The sequence below is a fragment of the Glycomyces mayteni genome (assembly GCF_042428885.1).
GTDB classification, from domain to species: Bacteria; Actinomycetota; Actinomycetes; order Mycobacteriales; family Micromonosporaceae; genus Glycomyces; species Glycomyces mayteni.
Genome location: NZ_JBHMBP010000006.1, coordinates 128,050 through 148,249, shown reverse-complemented (window position 1 = coordinate 148,249; position 20,200 = coordinate 128,050). Strand labels below are relative to the sequence as shown.

Genomic DNA, 20,200 nt, shown 5'->3' with positions numbered 1-20,200 from the left:
TGACACACCCGGTCCCATTCCGAACCCGGTCGTTACGGCTTCCAGCGCCGATGGTACTGCACTCGAGAGGGTGTGGGAGAGCAGGACACCGCCAAACATTAATCGAATAGAAAGGCCCGACACTATGTGTCGGGCCTTTCTGCATACCTGGCTGTAAGCCTGGAAGTGGTTATGCGGCAACGAAGAAGGCCCCCACCTTGCGGTGGGGGCCTTTGTGTTGCCTAGACGTACGGGCCGTCGATGTGCTCGCCGGCGTGCTGGCGGTACCAGAGGCCGCGGTAGCAGCGCCACGGCTGGGGGCGCAGCTGAGTGGGCGCGAAGATCTGTTCGAGGAGGCGGCGGGCCTCCAGGAAGAAGTCGAGACGCTCGTCGGGGGCCGCGACGTGTTGGGAGTCGTCGACGGGGGTCTCCGCAGGGAGGATCGTCAGCGACGGCCACATCGTGGTCTGCTCGGCGAGGGGGAGGAGCCAGGCGCGCATCTCGTCGAGCGGTTCGCTGCCCACCGTGTAGGTGAACGAGGTGCGGTGGCCGGCTTCCCTTGCCGCCGAGAGGATCTCGGAGAGGCGTTCGGACTGGCGGCTGGCGACCGGCATGACCGGGTCGGCGGCCGCGGCGTCCTCGGGGACGATCGGTTCAGCCGCGAGTTCGGCGCTGTCGTCCTTGTACGTCTCGGTCGTGAGGAACAGGAGGACCGGGCCGACCTTCTCGGCGAGCTCGTTGAACGCGGCCTTGCTGCGCAGCGCCGGGGTCAGGACGCCGAGGGTGGTGGACTCGGGGAGTCCTTCGGCGGTCATTGCCTCGCGGACCGCGAGGAGGTGCTCGACGATCAGCTGCTCGTCGCGGGCGCCGCTCGCGGAGAGGGTGACCTCGTCGAAGAGGTGCTGCTCGCCGTCGTCGGTCAGGTCGGAGGCGAGGGCCTCCAGGAGGTCCCGGTAGCACTTGACGAGTTCGTCGGGCTCGATGTCGGTCTGGAGGAGGAGGGTGGCGGCGGTGCCGTCGGCGCGGAGGTATCCGCGGACCTCTTCTCCCGGTTCGGCTTCGATGATCTCGGCGACCGGGGTGCCGTCGACGCAGAGCTCGCTCAGGCCGTGCTGGGGCGAAGACGGGTCGACGTGGGCGCGGAGGCTGAACGGCGACGTCGCGCGGTCGGCCGGGAGGACGAGCATGAACTCCTCGTCCTCGGAGTTCAGCCGCAGGCGCATGCCCTCGCTGTTGTTGCCGCGCAGGCCGTAGAGGTTGAGGGCGATGAGCAGGAGCTCGCTCCACTCAAGGCCGTGTCGCACTGCGAGGCGCCGCCAGCGGTGCACCGTAGACGAGATCGGCCCGGCTGAATCAGCTGGTTGTATCGGCTCTTCCATGACCAGTTCCGATCTTTCCTCTCGTCCCCACCGCGGAAACTCCACCGTACAAGAGACTTGGACGTACAGGTGGACGCGGTCCACCTCTATGCTAGGTCCGCCGGCGGACAAAAACACCCGTCGTGAGCACCGGCACGCGGCCCGAATCCGCGCGGTCGTCACTAGCCGCGCGGCAAGGTAGGCTTTGCGCGGTGTCGGACCTGTGGTTCGGCGCGAACCCGTCCCCCCGTTCGGCGATGGCCGGCGGTTGCGCAAAGGAGTCCCCCGTGGTCGACCAGGGTGTGGTCTGTTCCGTCGATCCCCATGTCAGCCGTATCGGCGCCGACGTCCTCGCGAACGGCGGCAACGCCGTTGACGCCGCGATCGCCGCCGGTGCGGCGCTGACGATCGTGGCCCCGCACCTGTGCGGGCTGGGCGGGGACCTGTTCGCACTGGTCCACGTGCCTGGGGAGAGCGCTCCGGCGTACCTGAACGCCTCGGGCCGTGCCGGATCGGGCGCCGACGCTGAGGTACTGCGGGCCGAGGGGCACCGGGCGATGCCGTTCCGGGGCGACCTGCGGTCGGCGACCGTGCCCGGTTGCGTGGACGGGTGGTTCGCGCTGCACGAGCGGTACGGGTCGCGGCCGATGGCGGAGCTGCTGGCGCCCGCGATCGAGCTGGCGTCGAAGGGCTGGCCTGCGACGGCGATGCTGGCGAAGGCCGGGAAGATCCTTGAGGGCGTCGCCGGGGCCGGGGACCTGGTGGGCCTTGAAGCCGGGGCGACGGTGACGCGCGAGCGGACCGCGGCGGCGCTGCGCGCGGCCGCTGAGGGCGGGCGCGACGGGTTCTACCTGGGGGACTTCGGGCAGGGGCTCGTGGAGATCGGGAAGGGCCTGTTCACGGAGGCGGATCTCGCTGCGGTGCAAGCGCAGTGGGAGGAGCCGATCAGCGTGGAGGCGTTCGGGCACCGGATCTGGGCCGCGGCGCCGAACTCGCAGGGGTACCTGCTGCTGCTGGCGTTGGCGATCGCCGACAAGCTCGACCTGCCGGTGGACGCGGGCGACCCGCTGTGGGCGCACTACCTCGTCGAGGCGGCGCGGCAGGCCGGGTACGACCGGCCGGAGCGGCTGTTCGACGGCGCCGACGTCGCGGACCTGCTGGCGGCCGCGGGGGAGCGGGCCGGGCGGATCAGCCCGGACGCGAAGGCCGACGTGCCGGTGCACCAGGCCGCGGGCGGCACCACGTACATGGCAGTGCTCGACGGGAACGGCATGGGCGTCTCCTACATCCAGTCGAACGCGGCCGGGTTCGGGACGTGGCTGTTCGAGCCGCGCACCGGCATCGGCCTCCAGAACCGCGGGACCGGGTTCAACCTGGAGCCGGGGCACCCGGCCGAGTACGGGCCGGGGAAGCGCCCGCCGCACACGCTCGTGCCGGCGCTCGTGACGCGCCCGGACGGCTCGCTGCGCCTGGTCGCCGGTTCGATGGGCGGCGACTCCCAGCCGCAGATCGTGTCGCAGCTGATCGCGCGGGTGCTGCACGGCGGCGAGTCCGTGGAGGCCGCGGTAGCGGCGCCGCGGTGGCGGCTGTTCCCCGGGGAGACCGGGTTCGGGACGTGGACGGGCGTGTACGAGACGGACGTGGAGTTGGAGGCCGGGAGCCCCGAGGCGTGGGCCGAGGGCCTGGGTGAACGCGGGTTCGCGGTCGCCCCGGCGGCGGCCGGGAGCGGCTTCGGGCACGCGCACCTCATCGAGATCGACGAGGCGGGACGTGTTGCGGGAGCGGCCGATCCGCGTGCGGAGACCGGGACCGTGGGGACGGCGCCGAACCGGGGCTGACCGGTTGTCGGACCCCGCCTGTACGGTCGGGGGCGATCGGTGTGGCTCTCGGAGAGGACTGGTGCAGTGCCTGAGTCGTTGCGGTTGGCGGATGCGCGGCGGATCGCCATCGCCGCGCAGTTGCGGCCGAAGGCCGCGCGTTTCAAGACCGTGCTGGAGCGGCTCGGGTGCATTCAGCTCGACACGATCTCGGCGGTGCGGCGCGCGCACGAGCTGACGCTGCTCGCGCGGGACCTCGACGTCGAGGAGGCCGTGCGGAGCCTGGACCGGCGCAAGGCGCCGATCGCGTTCGAGTACTGGGCGCACGCGATGTCGCTGCTGCCGGTCTCGGCGTGGCCGTACCTTGCGCGGCGGCGGGCGTCGTGGCGCGAGCGGTACGCCGACGACTCGCTGGCGGCCGCCGAGGCCGAGGTGCTGGCGCTGCTGCGCGAGCGCGGGGCGATCACCGTGTCGGACTTCCCTTCCGGCGCGATGCACCGCGGCCAGGGCGTCGGGAACATGGGCGACTCCTGGAACTTCCGGACCGACCACAAGCACGCCGTGGAGCGGCTGCTGTGGTTCGGGGAGGTCGCGTGCACGCACCGGATCGGGTTCAAACGCGTCTACCAGCTCGCCGAGCGCGCGATCCCCGCCGAGCACCTGTGGGACGCCGACGATGCGGAGTGCCTGCGGTACATGGTGTCCACGGCGCTGCGGAACCTCGGCGTGGGCACCACGAAGGACGTCGCGGACTACTTCCGGCTCAAGATCGCCGACACCGAGCGGGTGCTGCGCGAGCTTGAGGTCGAGGAGGTCGCCGTGGAGGGCTGGAAGGGCCGCGCGTGGATCGACCCGCAGGTGCGGCGCACCCGGGTCACCGGCGCGGAGCGGGCCGTCGCGGTGTCGATGTTCGACCAGCTGGTGTGGTTGCGCGAGCGCATGGACCGGCTGTGGGGGCACGGCTGGAAGATCGAGATCTACGTGCCCGAGCCGCAGCGCACGTTCGGGTACTACTGCCTGCCGGTGTTCGCCGGGAGCGACCTGCCGGGGCGGGTGGCGCTGCGCCGCAGCAACGGCGAGCTCGTCGTGGAGGCGGCGCAGTGGGACGACGCGCGGGCCGACCGGGAGCACCTGCACGCGGCGGTGGACCGGGCGGCCTCGTGGGTCGGGGCCGAGGTGCGGTGGAAGGCCGAGGTCCGGGGGTTCGACACCGCCTGAGTGCGGGAGGGGAGGCGCGGATGGCGGCATAGGCGGGACGCGGAGAAGCCCCGGCCTAGGGTGGCGACCGGGGCTCCTGGGGTCCGAGCCGTTGCGGCTCAAGAGGGTCGGGCCCGGCCAGTGTCGATCTGACCGGACCCTGCATTCGGTCCTACGTCGTGACGAGCGTCAGGCCCCACGCGGAGAGGGCCGGGCCGATCGGCTGGAAGTAGGTCGTGCCGCCGGAGGTACAGTTGCCGGAGCCGCCGGAGGTCATGCCCTGGGCGGAGTTGCCGGTGATGAACGAGCCGCCGGAGTCGCCGGGCTCGGCGCACACGTTGGTGCGGGTCATGCCGTAGACGCTGCCCTCGGCGTAGTTCACCGTCTGGTTGAACGCCTGGACGGTGCCGCAGTGCCAGCCGGTGGTCGAACCGGAGCGGCACACGGAGGAGCCGACGGCGGCCTGGTTGGCGTTCGCGACGTCGCGCGAGCCCGAGTACATGTTGACCTCGTCGTAGAGCGGCTCGCTGGCGCCGACCGCGACCCAGGCGCGGTCCGCGGACGGGAAGACCGAGTTGCGGAAGGTGCCCGGGGCGGCCTCGCCGCTGGTCAGCTGGTCGCCGGCCGAACCGCAGTGGCCGGCGGTCACGAAGCCGGGGGTCGAGCCCTGGCGGACCGAGAAGCCCACGGAGCAGCGCCACGAGTTCTCGACGATGTAGGCGTCGCCGCCGCGCACGAAGAACAGCTCGGGCGCCTCGGCGGCCGTGACGGAGACGAGCGACGGGTCGATGCCCGCGGCGTCCACGGCCTCGGCCGCGACGGCCTCGTCGGCCGCCTCGACCACGAGCGTGTTCTTCTCCAGGTCGACGTAGTGGCCGTAGACGCCTTCGATGTCGAGCGCGTCGAGGCCGGCGCCGGCCGCTTCGAGATCGGCGAGGGCGTGCTCGACGAGGACCGGGGTGGCCCCTTCGGCGCGCAGCTCGTTGAAGTCGGCGCGGTCGGTGGTCGCGACGAGGATCTCGTCGGCGCCCTCGGCGACCCACAGGCCGCCGTAGGAGGCGTCGAGCGAGTCCGGGACCTCGGTGAGGAGGTCCGAGGCGACGGCCTCGACGGCGAGGCGGTCGTACGCCTCGGACTCGCTGAGCCCGAAGGTGTCCGAGAGTTCGTCGATGAGCGCGGGGGAGACGTTCCCGAGGAGGTCGGCGCGGGCGTCCGCGGCCTTGGCGTCGAGGATCTCGGCCGAGGCGGGTGCCGCGCCGGCGGCGAGCGAGAGCGCGGTGGCTACGGCGCCGGCGGCCGTGACCGCAAGTGCGCGTTGGCGATTCATGTGATGCATGCCTTTCGGGTGAGGGCATCGACGGCCGACGGGGTTCGCGACCGCCATGGCAGGGCCGGGTGCGACCGCTGGTTGCGGTCTCACCCGAGGTGATGGGTGAGCCATGCCATACATGGAGATTAGAGGTAAACCGCACAAAATTAAAGATAGAAATAATTCAGTGAATATCGGGCTAAGTGGTGTTTGGTTTCAGAAATGCGAACAGACCTGTGATTTCACAGATTCGAGTCAAAAGGGGCGGCGTTCCGATCGGAACGCCGCCCCTCGCCTTGCGCCGCTACTTGAACGCGTCGGCGTGCTCGACCGCCCACTGCGCGAACGTGCGGGCCGGGCGGCCGGTGACGCGCTCGACCGTGTCGGACACGGTCTTGCCTTCCGGCGGCGTGTTCCCCAGGGCCTCAAGGAGGAACGCGATGAGGCCCTCGTGGAAGCCCTCGCCGCTCCACTTCTCGCGCGCCTCGTCCACCGTCAGCTCCACGTACTCGACCTCGCGGCCGATGGCCTCGCCGAGGGCGCGGACCTTGTCCTGCATCGTGAGGACCTCCGGGCCGGTGATGACGAGGTCGCCGCCGTCGTGCCCGCCGTCGAGGAGGACCCGCGCGGCCACGGCGCCGATGTCGGCGGGGTGGACCATCGCGCTGAGGCGGTCGCCGAAGGGCTCGCGGATGCGGCTCTCGGCCTTGATGGGCGCGGCCCACCACATGAGGGCGTTCGACATGAACTCGACGGGGTGGAGGAAGGTCGTCTCGATCGCGCTGGCGGCCAGGAGGGTCTCGAAGGGGCCGTCGGCCATGCCGCCGAGGACGGTGCAGCGGCGCACGCCCGCCGCCTCGGCGAGGGCGACGACGGCGGCTGGGTCGGGGATCGCGCCGTACTGCTCGCCCGCGAAGTTGATGAAGTGGACGGCATCGACGTCCTTGAAGGCGTCGGTGAGGGTCTCGGGCGCGGACAGGTCGCCGACGGCGGTCTCGACGCCCGCGGGGAGGACGGCCTCGGCGTTGCGGGTGAGGGCGCGGAGCTCGGCGGCGGGGTCGGCGGCGATGAGCTGCTCGACGACGTTGCGGCCGACGGTTCCGGTGGCGCCGGTGATCAGGATGCGCATGGGGACTCCTCAGGGAAAATTCTGGAACGGAATGAGTTGTTCCAAGTGTAGCAGAGCGGAATGATCCATTCCAGTAGGAGGGCCGAAGTTTCCCGAGCGGGAGCGTTGCTACTGCTCGCGGGGGTCGCCCGCGGTGACCAGGCCGGTCTCGTAGGCGCAGATGACGGCCTGGGCGCGGTCGCGGAGTTCGAGTTTGGCGAAGATCTTGCCGACGTGGGTCTTGACGGTCTGCTCGGAGACGAACAGGGACGCGGCGATCTCGGGGTTGGAGAGGCCGCGGGCGATGAGGCGCAGGACCTCCTCCTCGCGCGGGGTGAGCGCCTCCAGGCGGGAGGAGCGGCGCAGGGCCGGGCGGGCCTTGAAGCACTCCTCGATGAGGCGGCGGGTCACCGACGGGGCCAGGAGGGCGTCGCCGTCGGCGACCACGCGGACCGCGGCGATGAGGTCGCCGGGCGGGGCGTCCTTGAGGAGGAACCCGCTGGCGCCCATGCGGAGCGCCTCGTACACGTAGTCGTCGATGTCGAACGTCGTGAGCATGAGCACCCGCGGGCGCCGCTCCGGCGGGGCAGAGAGGATGCGCTTGGCCGCCTCCAGGCCGTCCATGGTCGGCATGCGCACGTCCATGAGCACGACATCGGGGCGCAGGCGGGCGGTCTCGGTGACCGCCGCGACGCCGTCGGGGGCGTCGCCGACGACCTCGATGTCCTCCTGCGCGTTCAGCAGCGCCGCGAAGCCGGCGCGGACCATGGCCTGGTCGTCGGCGATGAGCACCTTGATGGTCACGCGGACTCCTCTGCGGTCGAGCGGATCGGCAGGACCGCGCGGACGCGGAAGCCGCCTTCGGGGGTCGGGCCCGCCGCGAGCTCGCCGCCGTCGAGGGCGACGCGTTCGCGCATGCCGACCAGGCCCAGTCCGGAGCCGTCGCGGCCCGTCGGGCCGGGGCCGCCGGGCGGCGGGCCGTTCACCACCGTAACTTCCAGTGTCCCGTTCCTGGACGCGACCGAGGCTTCTACCTGCGCGCCCGGGGCGTGGCGCATCACGTTGCTCAGCGCCTCCTGGACGACGCGGAACACCGTGAGCGCCAAGGTCTCCGGGAGGTCCTCGGGGAGGTCGCCGACCACGAGGTCCACGGGCGTGCCGGTCCTCGTCACCGCCTCCGCGAGGCCGTGCAGGGCCTCGGGGCCCGGCTGCGGTTCGCGCGCGCCCGCGTCGTCCTCGGCGCGCAGCACGCCCAGGAGCCGCCGCATCTCCGCGAGCGCACCGCGGGCCTGGTCGCCGATGGAGCGGAACTCCGCCTTCGCGTCCTCGCCGAGCCCGGCGAGGCGGTACTCCGCGGTCGAGGACTGGACGGTGATCACCGACATGTGGTGCGCGACGATGTCGTGCAGCTCCCGCGCGATCCGGGCCCGCTCCTCCAGGAGGCGGCGGCGCTGGCGCTCGCCCTCGGCGACGCGCTCCTCCTCGGCGACGCGGGTGCGGCCCTGGCGCCAGATGCGCACCGTCAGGCCGACGAGGAACGCGAACGCGCCCAAGAGGAGGCCGAGCGTCAGGTTGTCGGAGGCCGGGTTCGGGTTCGCGGTGAGGACCGGCTGCGGCATGGGGTCGAGGCGCTGCGAGCTGACGCCCCAGACCGCGGCGGCGCCCGCGGCCGCGTACCCGAGCCAGCACAGGACGCCCGCCCACGCGCGCCGGTCCCGGCCGAGCGCGAACAGCACCGTCATCAGCGCGAACAGGCTCGGGACGGTCAGCGGCCACGGCTCCCACTTCGTGGTCTCCGTCCAGAGCGCGGTCGCGACGAACGAGGCCATGACCAGCATCCACGCCTCGACCGGGCGGAACCGGGCGAGGATGATCGCCGCGCCCGTCGCGATCGTGATGGGCGCGCCCACGGCGATCCCGTAGTTCGTCGCCATGAGGCCGTTCTGGATGGCGAACATCATGAGCGCGAACGGGACCGATCCGGGGCCGAAGAGCGCGAGCACGGAGGTGAAGCGCCACCGCCAGTCGCCGTCGCCGAGGGGCGCGACGGGCACCAGGTAGCTGACGACCCGGCGGACGGGATGCGGGTGCGGTGCGGTCTCGGCGGTCACGTGCACAACGGTATGCCGCCGGGGACCTGCGCGCCCTCACTCCCGGGTACGGGGTCGGCGGGCGCGTCTCACCCCTGGGGGTGAGGGCCGATTCCACGCCTCGGCTTGAGGGAAGGGGACTTCCCGGAACCTACCGTTCGCCGCATGAACCGAGACTTCTTCCGAACGCGCGCAGCCGAGGTGACCGCCATGTCGGGGATCGCCGCCTCCCAGGCGGGCTTCGCGGTGATGCATTTGACGCAGGCCCATGACGTGGACGCCGTCGCTACGCCTGTTTCGGCGTATGCCGTGACCTGGCCCGGCGTGCTACTGTTCCCGGCTTCGGTGATCGCGCTGGCCGCGACGTGCCTGATCCTCGCGATGCGCGGGGTGGGGCTGGCGCGGGAGGGCTTCGTCAGGTTCCTGCTGGGGGCGACGGCGCTGATGCTGGTGTGCGCGGCGGTGTTCCGCACGGGGACGCCGGAGTCGGGGCTGACGTGGTGGGCGCAGATCCACCGGTACTCGGCGGGGGCGGCGTTCGTGCTGCTGACGGTGGTGGCGGGAATCTGCGCGGCGCGGATGCGGCGCGCGGACGCGCCCGCGTGGGTGCGGCACGGGACGTGGTGGGCGACGGCGCTGGCGGCGCTGACGTTCCTGACCACGACGGTGAACACGTTCCTGCCGGGGGTCCTGGACGGCGGGGACTGGCGGGGGATTCCGCAGCGGGTGCTGCTGGTGGTCCTGTCGTCGCTGCTGTGGTTCCTGGTGGCGAACTCGATCCGGGCGGCGGCGCCCGCGGCGGTGGTCGAGGAGGCCGCGCCGGTGCCGGTCCTGGCCGGGGTGCGGTCGTGAGCGCCGTGCGGGCCTGGTTCGTGCGCCTGCGGATGGCGCTGGGGGGCTGCCGGTCCCGGCGCGAGGAGTTCGCGGTCTTCCACGGCGGCGAGGGGGCGGGCTCGGAGTTCGGGAGCTGGTTCTAGCGGGCGGGCCCGGCGGCGATGCCGGGCCCGCTCGGTCATGCGGCGGCCTTGACGAGTTCCGGTGCGGGCGCACCGGTCTCATTGGCGCGCTTCGGGAGGAACGCGGCGATGGCGAGCGCGGCGAGCGAGGCGCCCGCGGCGATGAGGAAGATGATCTGGAACGCGTCCTTGGACGGGACGGCGGTCCCCGCGAAGTCGACGGTGACGTGGGCGAGGACGACGCCGGCGATGGCGCTGGAGACCGAGGTGCCGATGGAGCGCATGAGGGTGTTCAGGCTGTTGGCGGCGGCGGTCTCGTGGACGGGCGTGGCGTCCATGATGAGGGCGGGCATGGCGCCGTAGGCGAGTCCCATGCCGGCGCCCATGAGGGTGGCGACGAGGACGAGCTGCCAGATCTCGGCCATGAGGAACGCGCCGAGGCCGTAGGCGAGGGCGACGACGACGGCGCCGGCCATGAGGGTGGTCTTGGGGCCCTTGGCGTTCGTGATGCGCGCGGAGACCGGCGACATGGCCATCATGACCAGGCCGGAGGGCATCATGACGAGGCCGACGGTGAGCATCGACTGCCCGAAGCCGACGCCGGTGGCCTCGGGGATCTGGAGGAGCTGGGGCAGGACCAGCGACATGGCGAGCATCGCGAAGCCGAACACGACCGAGGCGAGGTCGGTGAGGAGGACTTGGCGGCGGGCCGTGGTGCGCAGGTCCACGAGCGGCTGCGGGGTGCGCAGCTCCCATGCGCCCCAAGCGAGGAGGACGACGACCGCGCCGAGTCCGAGGCCGAGGGTGAGCGGGTCGGTCCAGCCCCAGTCGGCGCCCTTGGAGACGGCCAGGAGCAGGCCGAGGAGGCCCGCGGAGAGGCCGATCGCGCCGACGGGGTCGAACTTCCCGCCGGACTTGACGCCGGATTCGGGGACGGTGGCGGCGACGAGGAGCAGGCACAGGAGTCCGGCGGCTGAGGCGACCCAGAAGAGGACGTGCCAGTCGGCGTGGTCGGCGAGGAGCGCGGCGGCCGGGAGGCCGAGGGCGCCGCCGATGCCGAGGGAGGCGCTCATGAGGGCCATGGCCCCGGCGAGCTTGGCCTTCGGGAGCTCGTCGCGCATGATGCTGATGCCCAGGGGGATCACGCCCGCGGCGAGGCCCTGGACGGCGCGGCCGGTGATGAACGTGGCGAGGTCGGTGCTGAGCGCGGCGACGACGGAGCCCGCGGTGAGCAGTACGAGGCTGACGAGGAGCATGCGGCGCTTGCCGAACATGTCGCCGAGGCGGCCGACGACCGGGACGGCGACGGCGGAGGCGAGGAGGGTCGCGGTGACGGCCCACGAGGTGTCGCCGACCGAGGCGCCGAGGAGCTCGGGCAGTTCGGGCAGGAGCGGGATCACGAAGGTCTGCATGAGCGAGACGACGATCCCCGAGATCGCGAGGACCGCGATGATGCGGTTCGAGTGGGCGGGCGATCCGTCCGGCTCGGCGGTGTTCTGAGTCATCGGTGGTGGTTTCCATCCTGGTAGTGCATGTGACCCGAAATATTTTAAGTCAACTGCTTGACTTACTGTACTACGAGGGGTTGAATAGTGGGCAAATCGCACCGCCGCCGACGTATCGGGAGGACCACATGTCCGAGCGCACCGCCCTCCAGTACCCCATCCCCAACGACGCCGTGCTCGACCCGCCCGCCGAATGGGCCGAGCTCAGGGGCAAGTGCCCCGTCGCGCACGTGACGTTCGCCTCGGGCGACCCGGCGACCCTCCTCACCCGGTACGAGGACGTCAAGGCCACCCTCGCCGACCCGCGCTTCACCCGCACCTCCGCCGAGGGCAACAGCGCCCGCGTCAGCGAGGAGTCCGGCGGCGTCCTCGACTCCCAGATGGCGTCCGTCCTCCCGCAGCACGGCGAGGCCCACCTCGTGTGGCGCCGCACCCTCAACAAGTGGTTCACCGCCAAGCGCATGGCCGCGCTCCGCCCCGGCGTCACCGCCATGGCCGACCGCCTCGTGGACGAGATGACCGCCGCGGGCGACACCGCCGACCTCAAGGCCGCCTTCGGGTTCCCGCTGCCGGTGTGGGTGATCTGCGAGATCCTCGGCGTGCCCGAGGACGACCGCGACAAGTTCTCGTACTGGTCCGACACGCTCCTGAGCATGACCCGGTACACCCAGGACGAGATCGTCGCCGCCCAGACCGAGTTCCACGCCTACCTCGCCGGGCACGTCGCCGCCAAGCGCGCCGACCCCGGCGACGACCTCCTCTCCGAGCTCGTCACCGCCTCCGCCATGAGCGACGCCGAGATCATCGCCACCGGCCAGGGACTCCTCGTCGCCGGGCACGAGACCACCGCGAACATGATCGGCAAGATGGCCGCGATGCTCCTCGCCGACCGCACCCGCTGGGAGGCGCTCCTCGCCGACCCGAAGCTCGTCAGGTCCGCCGTCGAGGAGTCCCTGCGCATGGACGTCAACGCCGGGTTCGGCATGGTCCGCTACATCGACGAGGAGTTCGCGGTCGGCGACGCCGTCATCGAGCCCGGCACCACCGTCGTCTGCTCCATGGCCGCCGCCAACCGCGACGACGCCGCGTTCACCGACGCCGCCGCCATGGACCTCGCCCGCACCCCCAACCCCCACTTGGCCTTCGGCGCCGGAGCGCACTCCTGCCTCGGGCAGGCCCTCGCCCGCACCGAGCTCCAGGTCGCGCTCGAAGTGCTCCTGCGGCGCCTGCCGTCCCTCGAACTCGCCGTCGCGCCCGAGGACCTCCAGCGGGTGGAAGGGCTCCTGGTCGGCGGCATGGCCGCCGTCCCCGTACGGTGGCGGACATGAGCACCAGCACCAGGGCCTCGCGGGTCGCGGCGACCCGCGAGGCGATCATCGCCGCCGCCGAGCGGCTCTTCGCCGAGCAGGGCGTCGCCGCCGTCTCCAACCGCCAGATCTCCGAAGCGGCCGGGCAGGGCAACAACACCGCCGTCGGCTACCACTTCGGCACCAAGGCCGACCTCGTGCGCGCGATCATCCGCGGGCACATGGAGCACATCGAGCGGGCGCGCGTCGAGCGCCTCGACGCCATGGGCGAGGAGCCGGGCCTGCGCGAGTGGGTCGAGTGCTTCGTCATGCCCACCATGGACCACCTCGGCGCGCTCGGCGAGCGGACCTGGTTCGCGCGCTTCGCCGCCCAGGTCCTCACCGACCCGGCCATGCGCGACGTCATCGCCGCCGAGGCCATGGAGGCGCCCTCGCTGCGCCAGGTCACCGCCGGGCTCAACGCGTGCCTGCCGGACCTGCCGCCCGAGGTGCGGGCCGAACGGGACGAGATGGTCCGCCAGCTCGTCGTCATCGTCCCCGCCGCGCGCGAAGCAAGGATCGCGGGCGGCGCGCCGACCGCCAGGGACACCTGGCACGAAGCCGGCCTCGGCCTGGTCGACGCCATCGTCGGCCTGTACGGGGCCGAGTACACCGAACTGAGGGAGTTACCGCCATGAAAGTCACCGTTGACGAGGACAAGTGCTGCGGCGCAGGGTCGTGCGTGCTCGTCGCACCCGACGTGTTCGACCAGCGCGACGAGGACGGCATCGTGATCCTCCTCGAACCCGCACCGGCCCCGGAGCACCACGAGGCGGTCCGCGAGGCCGCGAGCGTGTGCCCGGCGCTGGCCATCGACGTCAGCGAGGCCGCGTGAGGGCGAGCGTCCTCATCGTGGGCGCCTCCGCGGCGGGGCTCGCCACCGCCGAGGCGCTGCGCCGCAAGGGCTTCGACGGGCGTTTGACGCTCCTCGGCGCCGAACCGCACCTGCCGTACGACCGGCCGCCGCTGTCCAAGCAGGTCCTCTCCGGGGCCTGGGAGCCCGCGCGGGCGCAGCTGCGGCCCGACGCGATGCTGTCCTCACTGGACGCCGAGTTCGCGCTCGGCGAGGCCGCCACCGGGCTCGACGTTCCGAACCGGACCGTCACGACCGAGAACGGGCGGACCGTCTCGGCGGACGCGATCGTCATCGCCACCGGCATTCGCGCCCGGACGCTGCCGGGCGCGGCGGGCCTGGGCGGTGTGCACGTGCTGCGCACCATCGAGGACGCGCTGAAGCTGAAAGGCGAACTGGCGCAGGTGCAGCGGCTCGTGGTCGTCGGGGACGGCGTACTGGGGGCCGAGATCGCCGCCACCGCTTCGTCGCTCGGACCGGACGTGGCGCTCGTGGGGCCGCAGGCCGCGCCGATGGAGATGCAGCTCGGCCCCGGCGTCGCCAAGCACCTCGCCGAGATGCACACCGAGCGCGGGGTGCGGCTGCGTCCCGGCGTGGGGGTCGCGGGCCTGGAGGAGCGCGACGGGCGCGTCACGGGGGTGCGCCTCGCCACCGGGGAGGTGCTGGCCGCGGACGCGGTCGCGGTCTCGATCGGGTCGATCCCGACCACCGAGTGGCTCACCGGCAGCGGCCTGAGGATCGACAACGGCATCGTGTGCGACGCGAACTGCCTTGCCGCCGAGGGCATCTGGGCGGTCGGGGACGTCGCGCGCTGGCACCATGCGGGGCTCGGGCGCTCCTTGCGCCTGGAGAACCGCACGAACGCCACCGAGCAGGCGGCCGCGGTGGCCGCGAACATCCTCGGCGCCGACCTGCCGTACAAGCCGGTGCCGTACTTCTGGACCGACCAGTTCGACGCGAAGATCCAGGTCTACGGCCTGCCTTCGGTCGACGGGGAACTCGACGTCCTCGAAGGCGACCCGGCCGCCCGCCGCTTCGTCGCCGCGTACCGTACGGACGGCCGGATCACCGGCATCGTCGGCTGGTCCATGCCGAAGCAGGCCCGGCAGCACCGTCAGTCTCTAGTGGAGTCGTTCTCGTAGCGCCTCCGCGCCCCCGGATTCACCACGCCCTTGAGCGTCGCCGCGCTGTGCCCAGACTGCGCCTTTTACGGAAGCAGCACGGCGACTCGAACACCCGAACCGAAAGGAACGCGCGATGACCGACCAGGAGACCCCGGCCTATCCGATGGAGCGTGCCGTGAAGTGCCCCTTCGACCCGCCGCCGCAGCTCAAGTCCCTTCAGGAGGAAGGGCCGATCACCAGGGTGCGCCTGGAGGACGGCCAGACGCCGTGGCTCGTCACCGGCTACGACGACCAGCGCACCGTCCTGTCGGACCCGCGCGTCAGCTCCGACACCGCGAGCCCCGGCTACCCGAACGCGTCCGTCGCCAAGGCCTACGAGGGCGACGGCGAAGCGCCGCAGGAGGAGCGGCCGAAGATCGGGTTCATCCTCATGGACGACCCCGAGCACGCGCGCCTACGCCGCATGGTGACCGCGCCGTTCGCGATCAAGCGGTCCGAGGCGCGGCGGCCCGCGATCCAGAAGATCGTCGACGACGCGATCGACGCGATGCTGGCCGGGCCCAACCCGACCGACCTCGTGGACGCGTTCGCGCTGCCCGTGCCCTCGCTCGTCATCAGCGAACTGCTCGGCGTCCCGTACGCCGACCACGACTTCTTCCAGGAGAACAGCAAGGTCATCGTCAACCTCGACGTCGCGCCCGAGGAGCGCATGACCGGGATGCGGAACCTGACCGTGTACCTCGACGACCTGGTCGGGCAGAAGATGAAGGCGCCGGGCGACGACCTCCTGTCGGGCCTCGTCGGGCGTGTCGGCGCCGGGGAGATCACGCGCGCGGAGGCCGCGCAGATCGGGGTGCTCCTGCTCATCGCCGGGCACGAGACCACCGCGAACATGATCGCGCTGGGGACCTTGGCGCTCTTCGAGAACCCGGACCAGCTGGCGCTCCTGCGCGACAGCGACGACCCGGTGGTGGTCGCCAAGGCCGTCGAGGAGCTGCTGCGGTACCTCCACATCACCCACAACGGCCGCCGCCGGGCCGTGCTGGAGGACATGGAGGTCGGGGGCCAGGTCATGCGCGCGGGCGAGGGCGTCATCCTCCCCGGCGACATCGGCAACCGCGACCCCCGCGTCTTCCCCGACCCCGACCGCCTCGACCTCACCCGCGACGCCCGCCGCCACGTCGCCTTCGGCTTCGGCGTCCACCAATGCCTCGGCCAGTCCCTCGCCCGCGTCGAACTCCAAGTCGTCTACAGCACCTTGTACAAACGCATCCCCACCCTCGCCCTCGCCGGAGACCTGAAGGAACTCCCCTTCAAACACAACGCCGCCGTCTACGGCGTCTACGAACTCCCGGTGACCTGGTGACGCGTTAGCGGGCGCGGCGGATGACCGCCTCTGCTATGGGGAGGTAGGCGGGGTGGGGTTGGCAGGGGCGGTTGTTCGCGGCGGCGGCGTGGTGGTCGGTGAGCATGCGGTACATCAAGGCGCGCAGGGTCATCTGGGGCCAGGCTGCGAGGTGGGTCCAGTGGTCGAGGAGGGATTCGTCGGCGGCTTGCCAGCACAGGGCGTCTACGGCTGCGACGGCGGCGGCCCATGAGGTGGGGCGCCAGTAGGGCGGCCAGTCGATGATCGCGGGTGGGAGGCCCGGTTCGTAGAGGATGTTGCCGAGCAGGTCGCCGTGGGTGAGCTGGTGGGCGACCGCCACCGGGGTGCGGGCCTCGGCGAGGTCTCGGAGGGTCGGGTCGTCAGGGGTGAAGTCGAGGTTCCAGGAGTCGCGGTCGGCCAGGGTCCACCAGTCGTCGCGGGTGTCGAGGAAGTCCGGGCGGGAGACGTCGCGGATGGCCCGATGGAAGGCGGCGCCGACCTCGATCGCGTCGTTCCAGCGTTTCGGGTCGGTGCGGCCTGGCAGGAGTTGTGTGGCTTCCCAGCCTTCCGCGGTCCATTCGCCGGTGCGGGTGGGGATCGGGCGGGGAATTCGGAAGGTATCGGATTCGGGGAGGGCCGAGAGCGTCTCCGCGCGCCATTCGGCCTCGGCCGGGTTGTCCACCGGTTTGAGGACGAGCCCGCCGCTCCTCCAGGTGCGTCCCTGGCCGCCTTCGAGGAGTACGGGTTCGGCGGTGGAACCGAAGGCTTCGAGGACGGTCCGGGGCGGCTGCATGCGGTGAGCGTAGTCGGGGGCGGAAGGGGCGGGCGAGGGGTTTGTCAGCGCCAGTAGGCCATGGTGTGGAGGCGGTCTTTGGGGATTGCGAGGTGTTTGCGGGCGAAGGCGGTGAGGGCTCGGGTGGTGCGGGCTTCGCAGGTTATCCACAGGTATGTGGACGGGGTGGCGAGGGCGGGGAGGGCGGTGCGGACGGCGGTTTCGAGGGCGGTGCCGTCGCCGCGGGGGATGAGGTGGAGGTCGTGGGGGTCGCGGGTGCGGAACGGGAGATCGTCGTCGCCGGCGGTCTCGAACCAGACGGTGGCGGGAGTGTCGGGGAAGGCGTCGAGGAGGGAGTTGATCGCGGGGAGGGACGCCGGGTCGCCGACGAGGAGGAGGCGCTCGGGGAACGGGTCGGGGGTGGTGAAGGCGGTGCCGTAGACGGTGGCGGCGATGGTGTCGCCGGGGGCGGCCGTCTCGGACCAGTTGCTCGCGACGCCGTCGTGGAGGGCGAACTCGATGTCGAACGTGCCGGCCTCCGGGTCCGGGTCGACGAGGGTGTAGCCGCGCTGGTGGGGCTTGCCGTCGTGCTCGAACCAGAGGCGGACCCACATCGAGGGGTGGACGGGGAGCTCGGCAAGGAGCCCGCCGTCGGTGAACGAGAGCCGCCGGTAGCGCGGGGCGACCTGTTCGGCGCCGGTGACCGTGAACTTGAAGTCCTTGGCGCGCAGGAGTTTCAGTACCGCGCCTTCCCAGCCTTTGCCCATGCCGGTCCTCTCGAAATCAGGGGTTCTCTTCGGTTAGGTTAGACTAACCTAATTATGAGGTTCGAATGCTATCGGGATTCCTGGGGGATCCCGCACCTGCGGGCGCCCGACGCATCGGCGCTCGCCTACGCCCAGGGCTGGAACGCCGCCACGGACCGGGCCTGGCAGCTGGAGCTCCTCCGGCGGCGGGCCACCGGGACCGCCTCCGAGCTGCTGGGGAGCGAATGGGTCAACTGGGACCGACTGGTCCGGCAGGTTCAGGTCACTGCGTCGGCGCGAGCGGCCTTCGAGGCGCTTGGGTCGGAGACGCAGGAGTGGGTCTCCCGGTTTGTCGACGGTGTCAATTCCGTTGGGGCTTACGAGGGCTGGGAGGCCTGGACGCCGCTTGCCATCTGGCATGCCGAGCACCTGACGTTCGGGTCCGGGTTCCCCGCCAAGATCTGGCGCCAGCGCGTCCGCGAGACCCTCGGCGCGGAGGCTGTTTCAAGATTCGCCATGGACGGGCCCGAGCCGGTCGGGTCGAACGGGTGGCTCGTATCGGGCGCGATGACGGCGTCGGGCTCGGCAATCGTCGCCGGGGACCCGCACCGGTTCATTCAACTTCCCGGGTCTTACCAGCAGATCCGGCTCTCCTGCGATGAGTTCGACGTCCTCGGGCTCGCCATGCCCGGCATCCCCGGCATTGCGCATTTCGGTCATGCCGGTGCTGTTGCCTGGGGCATAACGAACGGCATGGCCGACACCTCCGACCTGTTCCAGGAGCAATTGCGGCGCAACGAGGACGGGTCGATTGAGGCGTTCGGGCCCGACGGCTGGGAGCCGGTGCGGGCCTCCACCGAGACGTTCTCGGTCGCCGGTGGCGACGACCAGGTCGTCACGGTGCTGGAGACCCCGCGTGGGCCGGTCGTGGAGGACGGTCCCGAGGGGGTGCTCAGCCTTCGCGGGCCGGTGACCGCCGAACCGGATCTTGGCTTCGCGGCCCTGCCGAAGCTGCTTCGGGCTCAGACCGTCGCTGATGTCGATGCCGCCCTAGACGACTGGGTCCTCCCCGTCAATGTCGTCATGGCTGCTGATGCAGATGGTGGGCTGCTGCATCGCGCCGCGGGGAGGGTGCCGAAGCGGGACTCGGAGAATCGGAAGTACCCGGTTCCCGCCTGGGACGCCCGGTACGCTTGGCGCGGCTGGGAGCCCATGCCCCGCAGAGACATCGACCGGGTCGCGACCATGGCGAACGACCGCGGGGTGGCCGCCCCGCTGGGGGTCGAGTTCTGCCAGCCGTACCGGGCCGACCGCATCCGCGAGTTGATCGGGGAGCGGACCGATTGGGCCGCAGCGGACATGGCCCGCATCCACACCGACACCCTGCTGCCCTCGGCCGGGATCGTCCTCGACCTGCTGCCCGCGCTCAAGCTCGGCCCCGAAGGCCGCGCCCTCCGGGAGCGGCTGCTGCTGTGGGACCGGCGGATGGACGCCGAGAGCGTCGAGGCCGCCGCGTTCGCGAGCGTGAGCGGCGCGTTCGTGGAGCGGCTCGCCGAGCTGCCGGTGTTCGCGCCGCTCACCGAGCCGACGGGGTATTCACCGTTCTTCGCCGGGTGGCTGGCGCTGCTGCCGCGCATCGCGTACGCGCTGGAGCACGTGCTCGCCAGCGGCCTCGTGGGCGACGAGGAGCGCGACGCGGCGCTGGCCGCCGCCGTGGAGGCGACGGCCGCGCGCGAGCAGGTCGCGTGGGGTGAGGTGCACCGGCTCGCGCCGTGGCACGATGCGGCGGAAGGCGACGACGCGGTCGAGCCGTTCGACGGCATGGCGGGGGACGCCGACTGCGTGCTCTCCACGGCGGGTGGTCTCGGTGCGAGTGAGGACTTCCTGCGCGGGCCCGCCGCGAGGTGGGTGTGGGACCTCGCGGACCGGGGGAGCAGCCGGTGGATCGTCCCCTTCGGAGCGGCGGGCGCGCCCGGGCCGCACCAGCGGGACCAGTTCCCGCTGTGGAAGCGCGGGGAGCTGGCGCGGATCGAGACCGATTGGCATGAGCTGCGGCTGGAGCACCGGATGATCGACCGCCCGGCCGTGTTCGAGGAGCGGGTGGAGGGGTTCGGGCGCATCGCGATCGTGCCCGTGCGGCCCGCCGAGGACCTCGACCTGATCTACGGGTGGGTGACCGAGGAGCGCGCGCGGTTCTGGGGGATGACCGGGCACTCCAAGGACCATGTGCTTGAGATCTACGAGTACCTGGACTCGCTCGACACGCACCATGCGTTCCTGGTGCTCCAGGACCGGACGCCGATCGCCCTGTTCCAGACGTACGAGCCCGAGGCCGATCCGGTGGGTGAGTGCTACGAGGTCGAGCCCGGCGACATCGGGGCGCACCTGCTGGTGGCCGGGGCGAACGGGCGGGCCCGGCCCGGGTTCACCGGGCGGCTCATGGGGGTGCTCGCGATGTACCTGTTCGCCGATCCGGCCCACCAGAGGGTCGTCGTGGAGCCGGACGCGAGGAACGCGCAGGCCGCGGCCCGCATGCGCCGCACCGGTTTCACGCTCGGTCCGCAGATCGAGCTGGGGGACAAGCGGGCGCAGCTGGCGTTCATCCGCCGCGAGGACGCGCCCTGCCGCTTGCAGTGAGGCGTGAGCGGCGGCCCCAACCCCAGGGCCGCCGCTC

Annotated in this window: 18 protein-coding genes and 1 rRNA gene; 11 read left to right on the top strand and 8 right to left on the bottom strand. The window is 71.7% G+C overall.

From position 1 onward, the window contains the following. Nucleotides 1–97: ribosomal RNA gene (gene rrf, locus ACFFXY_RS25015) — 5S ribosomal RNA — on the top strand; the annotation flags it as partial. A 124-nt stretch (nt 98–221) separates the two neighbouring features. Here the strand turns inward: rrf and ACFFXY_RS25010 are convergent. Continuing rightward, entirely contained in the window at nt 222–1,283 is a 1,062-nt protein-coding gene (locus ACFFXY_RS25010; protein ID WP_382356997.1) for a hypothetical protein, read from the bottom strand. 341 nt (nt 1,284–1,624) lie between these two features. Here ACFFXY_RS25010 and ACFFXY_RS25005 point away from each other — a divergent pair, with 341 nt between their 5' ends. Together ACFFXY_RS25005 and ACFFXY_RS25000 are read left to right on the top strand one after the other, a co-directional pair. Then, on the top strand, nt 1,625–3,175 hold the full coding sequence (locus tag ACFFXY_RS25005; RefSeq protein WP_382356995.1) for a gamma-glutamyltransferase family protein: 1,551 nt from the start codon (nt 1,625–1,627) through the stop codon (nt 3,173–3,175). Nucleotides 3,176–3,241: 66 nt separating this feature from the next. Further along, entirely contained in the window at nt 3,242–4,372 is a 1,131-nt protein-coding gene (locus tag ACFFXY_RS25000) for a DNA glycosylase AlkZ-like family protein (protein ID WP_382356993.1), read from the top strand. Between the two features lie 151 nt (nt 4,373–4,523). On the opposite strand, the gene ACFFXY_RS24995 is transcribed toward ACFFXY_RS25000, so the two are convergent. The 4 genes from ACFFXY_RS24995 to ACFFXY_RS24980 all read right to left on the bottom strand — a co-directional run bounded on the left by ACFFXY_RS24995 (nt 4,524) and on the right by ACFFXY_RS24980 (nt 8,879). Beyond that, entirely contained in the window at nt 4,524–5,678 is a 1,155-nt protein-coding gene (locus ACFFXY_RS24995) for a S1 family peptidase (protein WP_382356991.1), read from the bottom strand. Nucleotides 5,679–5,964: 286 nt separating this feature from the next. After that, a complete protein-coding gene (locus ACFFXY_RS24990; protein ID WP_382356989.1) occupies nt 5,965–6,789 on the bottom strand; it encodes an NmrA family NAD(P)-binding protein in 825 nt (274 codons plus the stop codon). Nucleotides 6,790–6,897: 108 nt separating this feature from the next. Further along, on the bottom strand, nt 6,898–7,572 hold the full coding sequence (locus ACFFXY_RS24985) for a response regulator (protein WP_382356987.1): 675 nt from the start codon (nt 7,570–7,572) through the stop codon (nt 6,898–6,900). After that, nucleotides 7,569–8,879 (bottom strand): sensor histidine kinase, encoded by a 1,311-nt coding sequence (locus ACFFXY_RS24980; RefSeq protein WP_382356985.1) that lies wholly within the window; start codon nt 8,877–8,879, stop codon nt 7,569–7,571. Before ACFFXY_RS24980 ends, ACFFXY_RS24985 begins: the two co-directional genes overlap by 4 nt. Before the next feature lie 144 nt (nt 8,880–9,023). Here ACFFXY_RS24980 and ACFFXY_RS24975 point away from each other — a divergent pair, with 144 nt between their 5' ends. Both ACFFXY_RS24975 and ACFFXY_RS24970 read left to right on the top strand, forming a co-directional pair. Then, entirely contained in the window at nt 9,024–9,710 is a 687-nt protein-coding gene (locus tag ACFFXY_RS24975) for a DUF998 domain-containing protein (protein WP_382356983.1), read from the top strand. Next, the gene (locus ACFFXY_RS24970) at nt 9,707–9,835 is read left to right on the top strand and encodes a hypothetical protein (protein ID WP_382356981.1); all 129 of its coding nucleotides are present in this window, start codon (nt 9,707–9,709) and stop codon (nt 9,833–9,835) included. The genes ACFFXY_RS24975 and ACFFXY_RS24970 overlap by 4 nt, the downstream gene beginning before the upstream one ends. A gap of 35 nt (nt 9,836–9,870) precedes the next feature. On the opposite strand, the gene ACFFXY_RS24965 is transcribed toward ACFFXY_RS24970, so the two are convergent. Further along, nucleotides 9,871–11,319 carry an MFS transporter gene (locus ACFFXY_RS24965; RefSeq protein WP_382356979.1) on the bottom strand — a complete coding sequence of 483 codons (1,449 nt, stop codon included), beginning with the start codon at nt 11,317–11,319 and terminating at the stop codon, nt 9,871–9,873. Between the two features lie 128 nt (nt 11,320–11,447). Between ACFFXY_RS24965 and ACFFXY_RS24960 the strand changes: the two genes are divergently transcribed. The 5 genes from ACFFXY_RS24960 (at nt 11,448) to ACFFXY_RS24940 (ending at nt 16,008) form a co-directional block, all read left to right on the top strand. Next, nucleotides 11,448–12,647, top strand: coding sequence for a cytochrome P450 (locus ACFFXY_RS24960; protein WP_382356977.1), 1,200 nt, complete (start codon nt 11,448–11,450; stop codon nt 12,645–12,647). Further along, nucleotides 12,644–13,303: a TetR/AcrR family transcriptional regulator gene (locus ACFFXY_RS24955; RefSeq protein ID WP_382356975.1), complete on the top strand. Its 660-nt coding sequence runs from the start codon at nt 12,644–12,646 to the stop codon at nt 13,301–13,303. The genes ACFFXY_RS24960 and ACFFXY_RS24955 overlap by 4 nt, the downstream gene beginning before the upstream one ends. Continuing rightward, nucleotides 13,300–13,500 carry a ferredoxin gene (locus ACFFXY_RS24950; protein ID WP_382356973.1) on the top strand — a complete coding sequence of 67 codons (201 nt, stop codon included), beginning with the start codon at nt 13,300–13,302 and terminating at the stop codon, nt 13,498–13,500. Before ACFFXY_RS24955 ends, ACFFXY_RS24950 begins: the two co-directional genes overlap by 4 nt. Further along, entirely contained in the window at nt 13,497–14,660 is a 1,164-nt protein-coding gene (locus tag ACFFXY_RS24945; protein ID WP_382356971.1) for an NAD(P)/FAD-dependent oxidoreductase, read from the top strand. Before ACFFXY_RS24950 ends, ACFFXY_RS24945 begins: the two co-directional genes overlap by 4 nt. Before the next feature lie 115 nt (nt 14,661–14,775). Beyond that, nucleotides 14,776–16,008 (top strand): cytochrome P450, encoded by a 1,233-nt coding sequence (locus ACFFXY_RS24940; RefSeq protein WP_382356969.1) that lies wholly within the window; start codon nt 14,776–14,778, stop codon nt 16,006–16,008. Nucleotides 16,009–16,012: 4 nt separating this feature from the next. Here the strand turns inward: ACFFXY_RS24940 and ACFFXY_RS24935 are convergent, their stop codons facing one another. Together ACFFXY_RS24935 and ACFFXY_RS24930 are read right to left on the bottom strand one after the other, a co-directional pair. Further along, the gene (locus ACFFXY_RS24935; protein ID WP_382356967.1) at nt 16,013–16,801 is read right to left on the bottom strand and encodes a TIGR02569 family protein; all 789 of its coding nucleotides are present in this window, start codon (nt 16,799–16,801) and stop codon (nt 16,013–16,015) included. Between the two features lie 44 nt (nt 16,802–16,845). After that, nucleotides 16,846–17,547, bottom strand: coding sequence for a siderophore-interacting protein (locus ACFFXY_RS24930; protein ID WP_382356965.1), 702 nt, complete (start codon nt 17,545–17,547; stop codon nt 16,846–16,848). 54 nt (nt 17,548–17,601) lie between these two features. Here ACFFXY_RS24930 and ACFFXY_RS24925 point away from each other — a divergent pair, with 54 nt between their 5' ends. Beyond that, nucleotides 17,602–20,163 carry a GNAT family N-acetyltransferase gene (locus ACFFXY_RS24925; RefSeq protein ID WP_382356963.1) on the top strand — a complete coding sequence of 854 codons (2,562 nt, stop codon included), beginning with the start codon at nt 17,602–17,604 and terminating at the stop codon, nt 20,161–20,163. The last annotated feature ends 37 nt before the right edge of the window (nt 20,164–20,200 follow it).

Excerpts from the sequence above, each read along its gene's own strand:
- ACFFXY_RS24955 (WP_382356975.1), top strand. The coding sequence starts at position 12,644 with ATGAGCACCAGCACCAGGGCCTCGCGGGTCGCGGCGACCCGCGAGGCG.
- ACFFXY_RS24940 (WP_382356969.1), top strand. The coding sequence starts at position 14,776 with ATGACCGACCAGGAGACCCCGGCCTATCCGATGGAGCGTGCCGTGAAG.
- ACFFXY_RS24975 (WP_382356983.1), top strand. The coding sequence starts at position 9,024 with ATGAACCGAGACTTCTTCCGAACGCGCGCAGCCGAGGTGACCGCCATG.
- ACFFXY_RS24965 (WP_382356979.1), bottom strand. The coding sequence starts at position 11,319 with ATGACTCAGAACACCGCCGAGCCGGACGGATCGCCCGCCCACTCGAAC.
- ACFFXY_RS24960 (WP_382356977.1), top strand. The coding sequence starts at position 11,448 with ATGTCCGAGCGCACCGCCCTCCAGTACCCCATCCCCAACGACGCCGTG.
- ACFFXY_RS24935 (WP_382356967.1), bottom strand. The coding sequence starts at position 16,801 with ATGCAGCCGCCCCGGACCGTCCTCGAAGCCTTCGGTTCCACCGCCGAA.
- ACFFXY_RS24925 (WP_382356963.1), top strand. The coding sequence starts at position 17,602 with ATGAGGTTCGAATGCTATCGGGATTCCTGGGGGATCCCGCACCTGCGG.
- ACFFXY_RS24950 (WP_382356973.1), top strand. The coding sequence starts at position 13,300 with ATGAAAGTCACCGTTGACGAGGACAAGTGCTGCGGCGCAGGGTCGTGC.
- ACFFXY_RS24990 (WP_382356989.1), bottom strand. The coding sequence starts at position 6,789 with ATGCGCATCCTGATCACCGGCGCCACCGGAACCGTCGGCCGCAACGTC.
- ACFFXY_RS24930 (WP_382356965.1), bottom strand. The coding sequence starts at position 17,547 with ATGGGCAAAGGCTGGGAAGGCGCGGTACTGAAACTCCTGCGCGCCAAG.
- ACFFXY_RS24995 (WP_382356991.1), bottom strand. The coding sequence starts at position 5,678 with ATGAATCGCCAACGCGCACTTGCGGTCACGGCCGCCGGCGCCGTAGCC.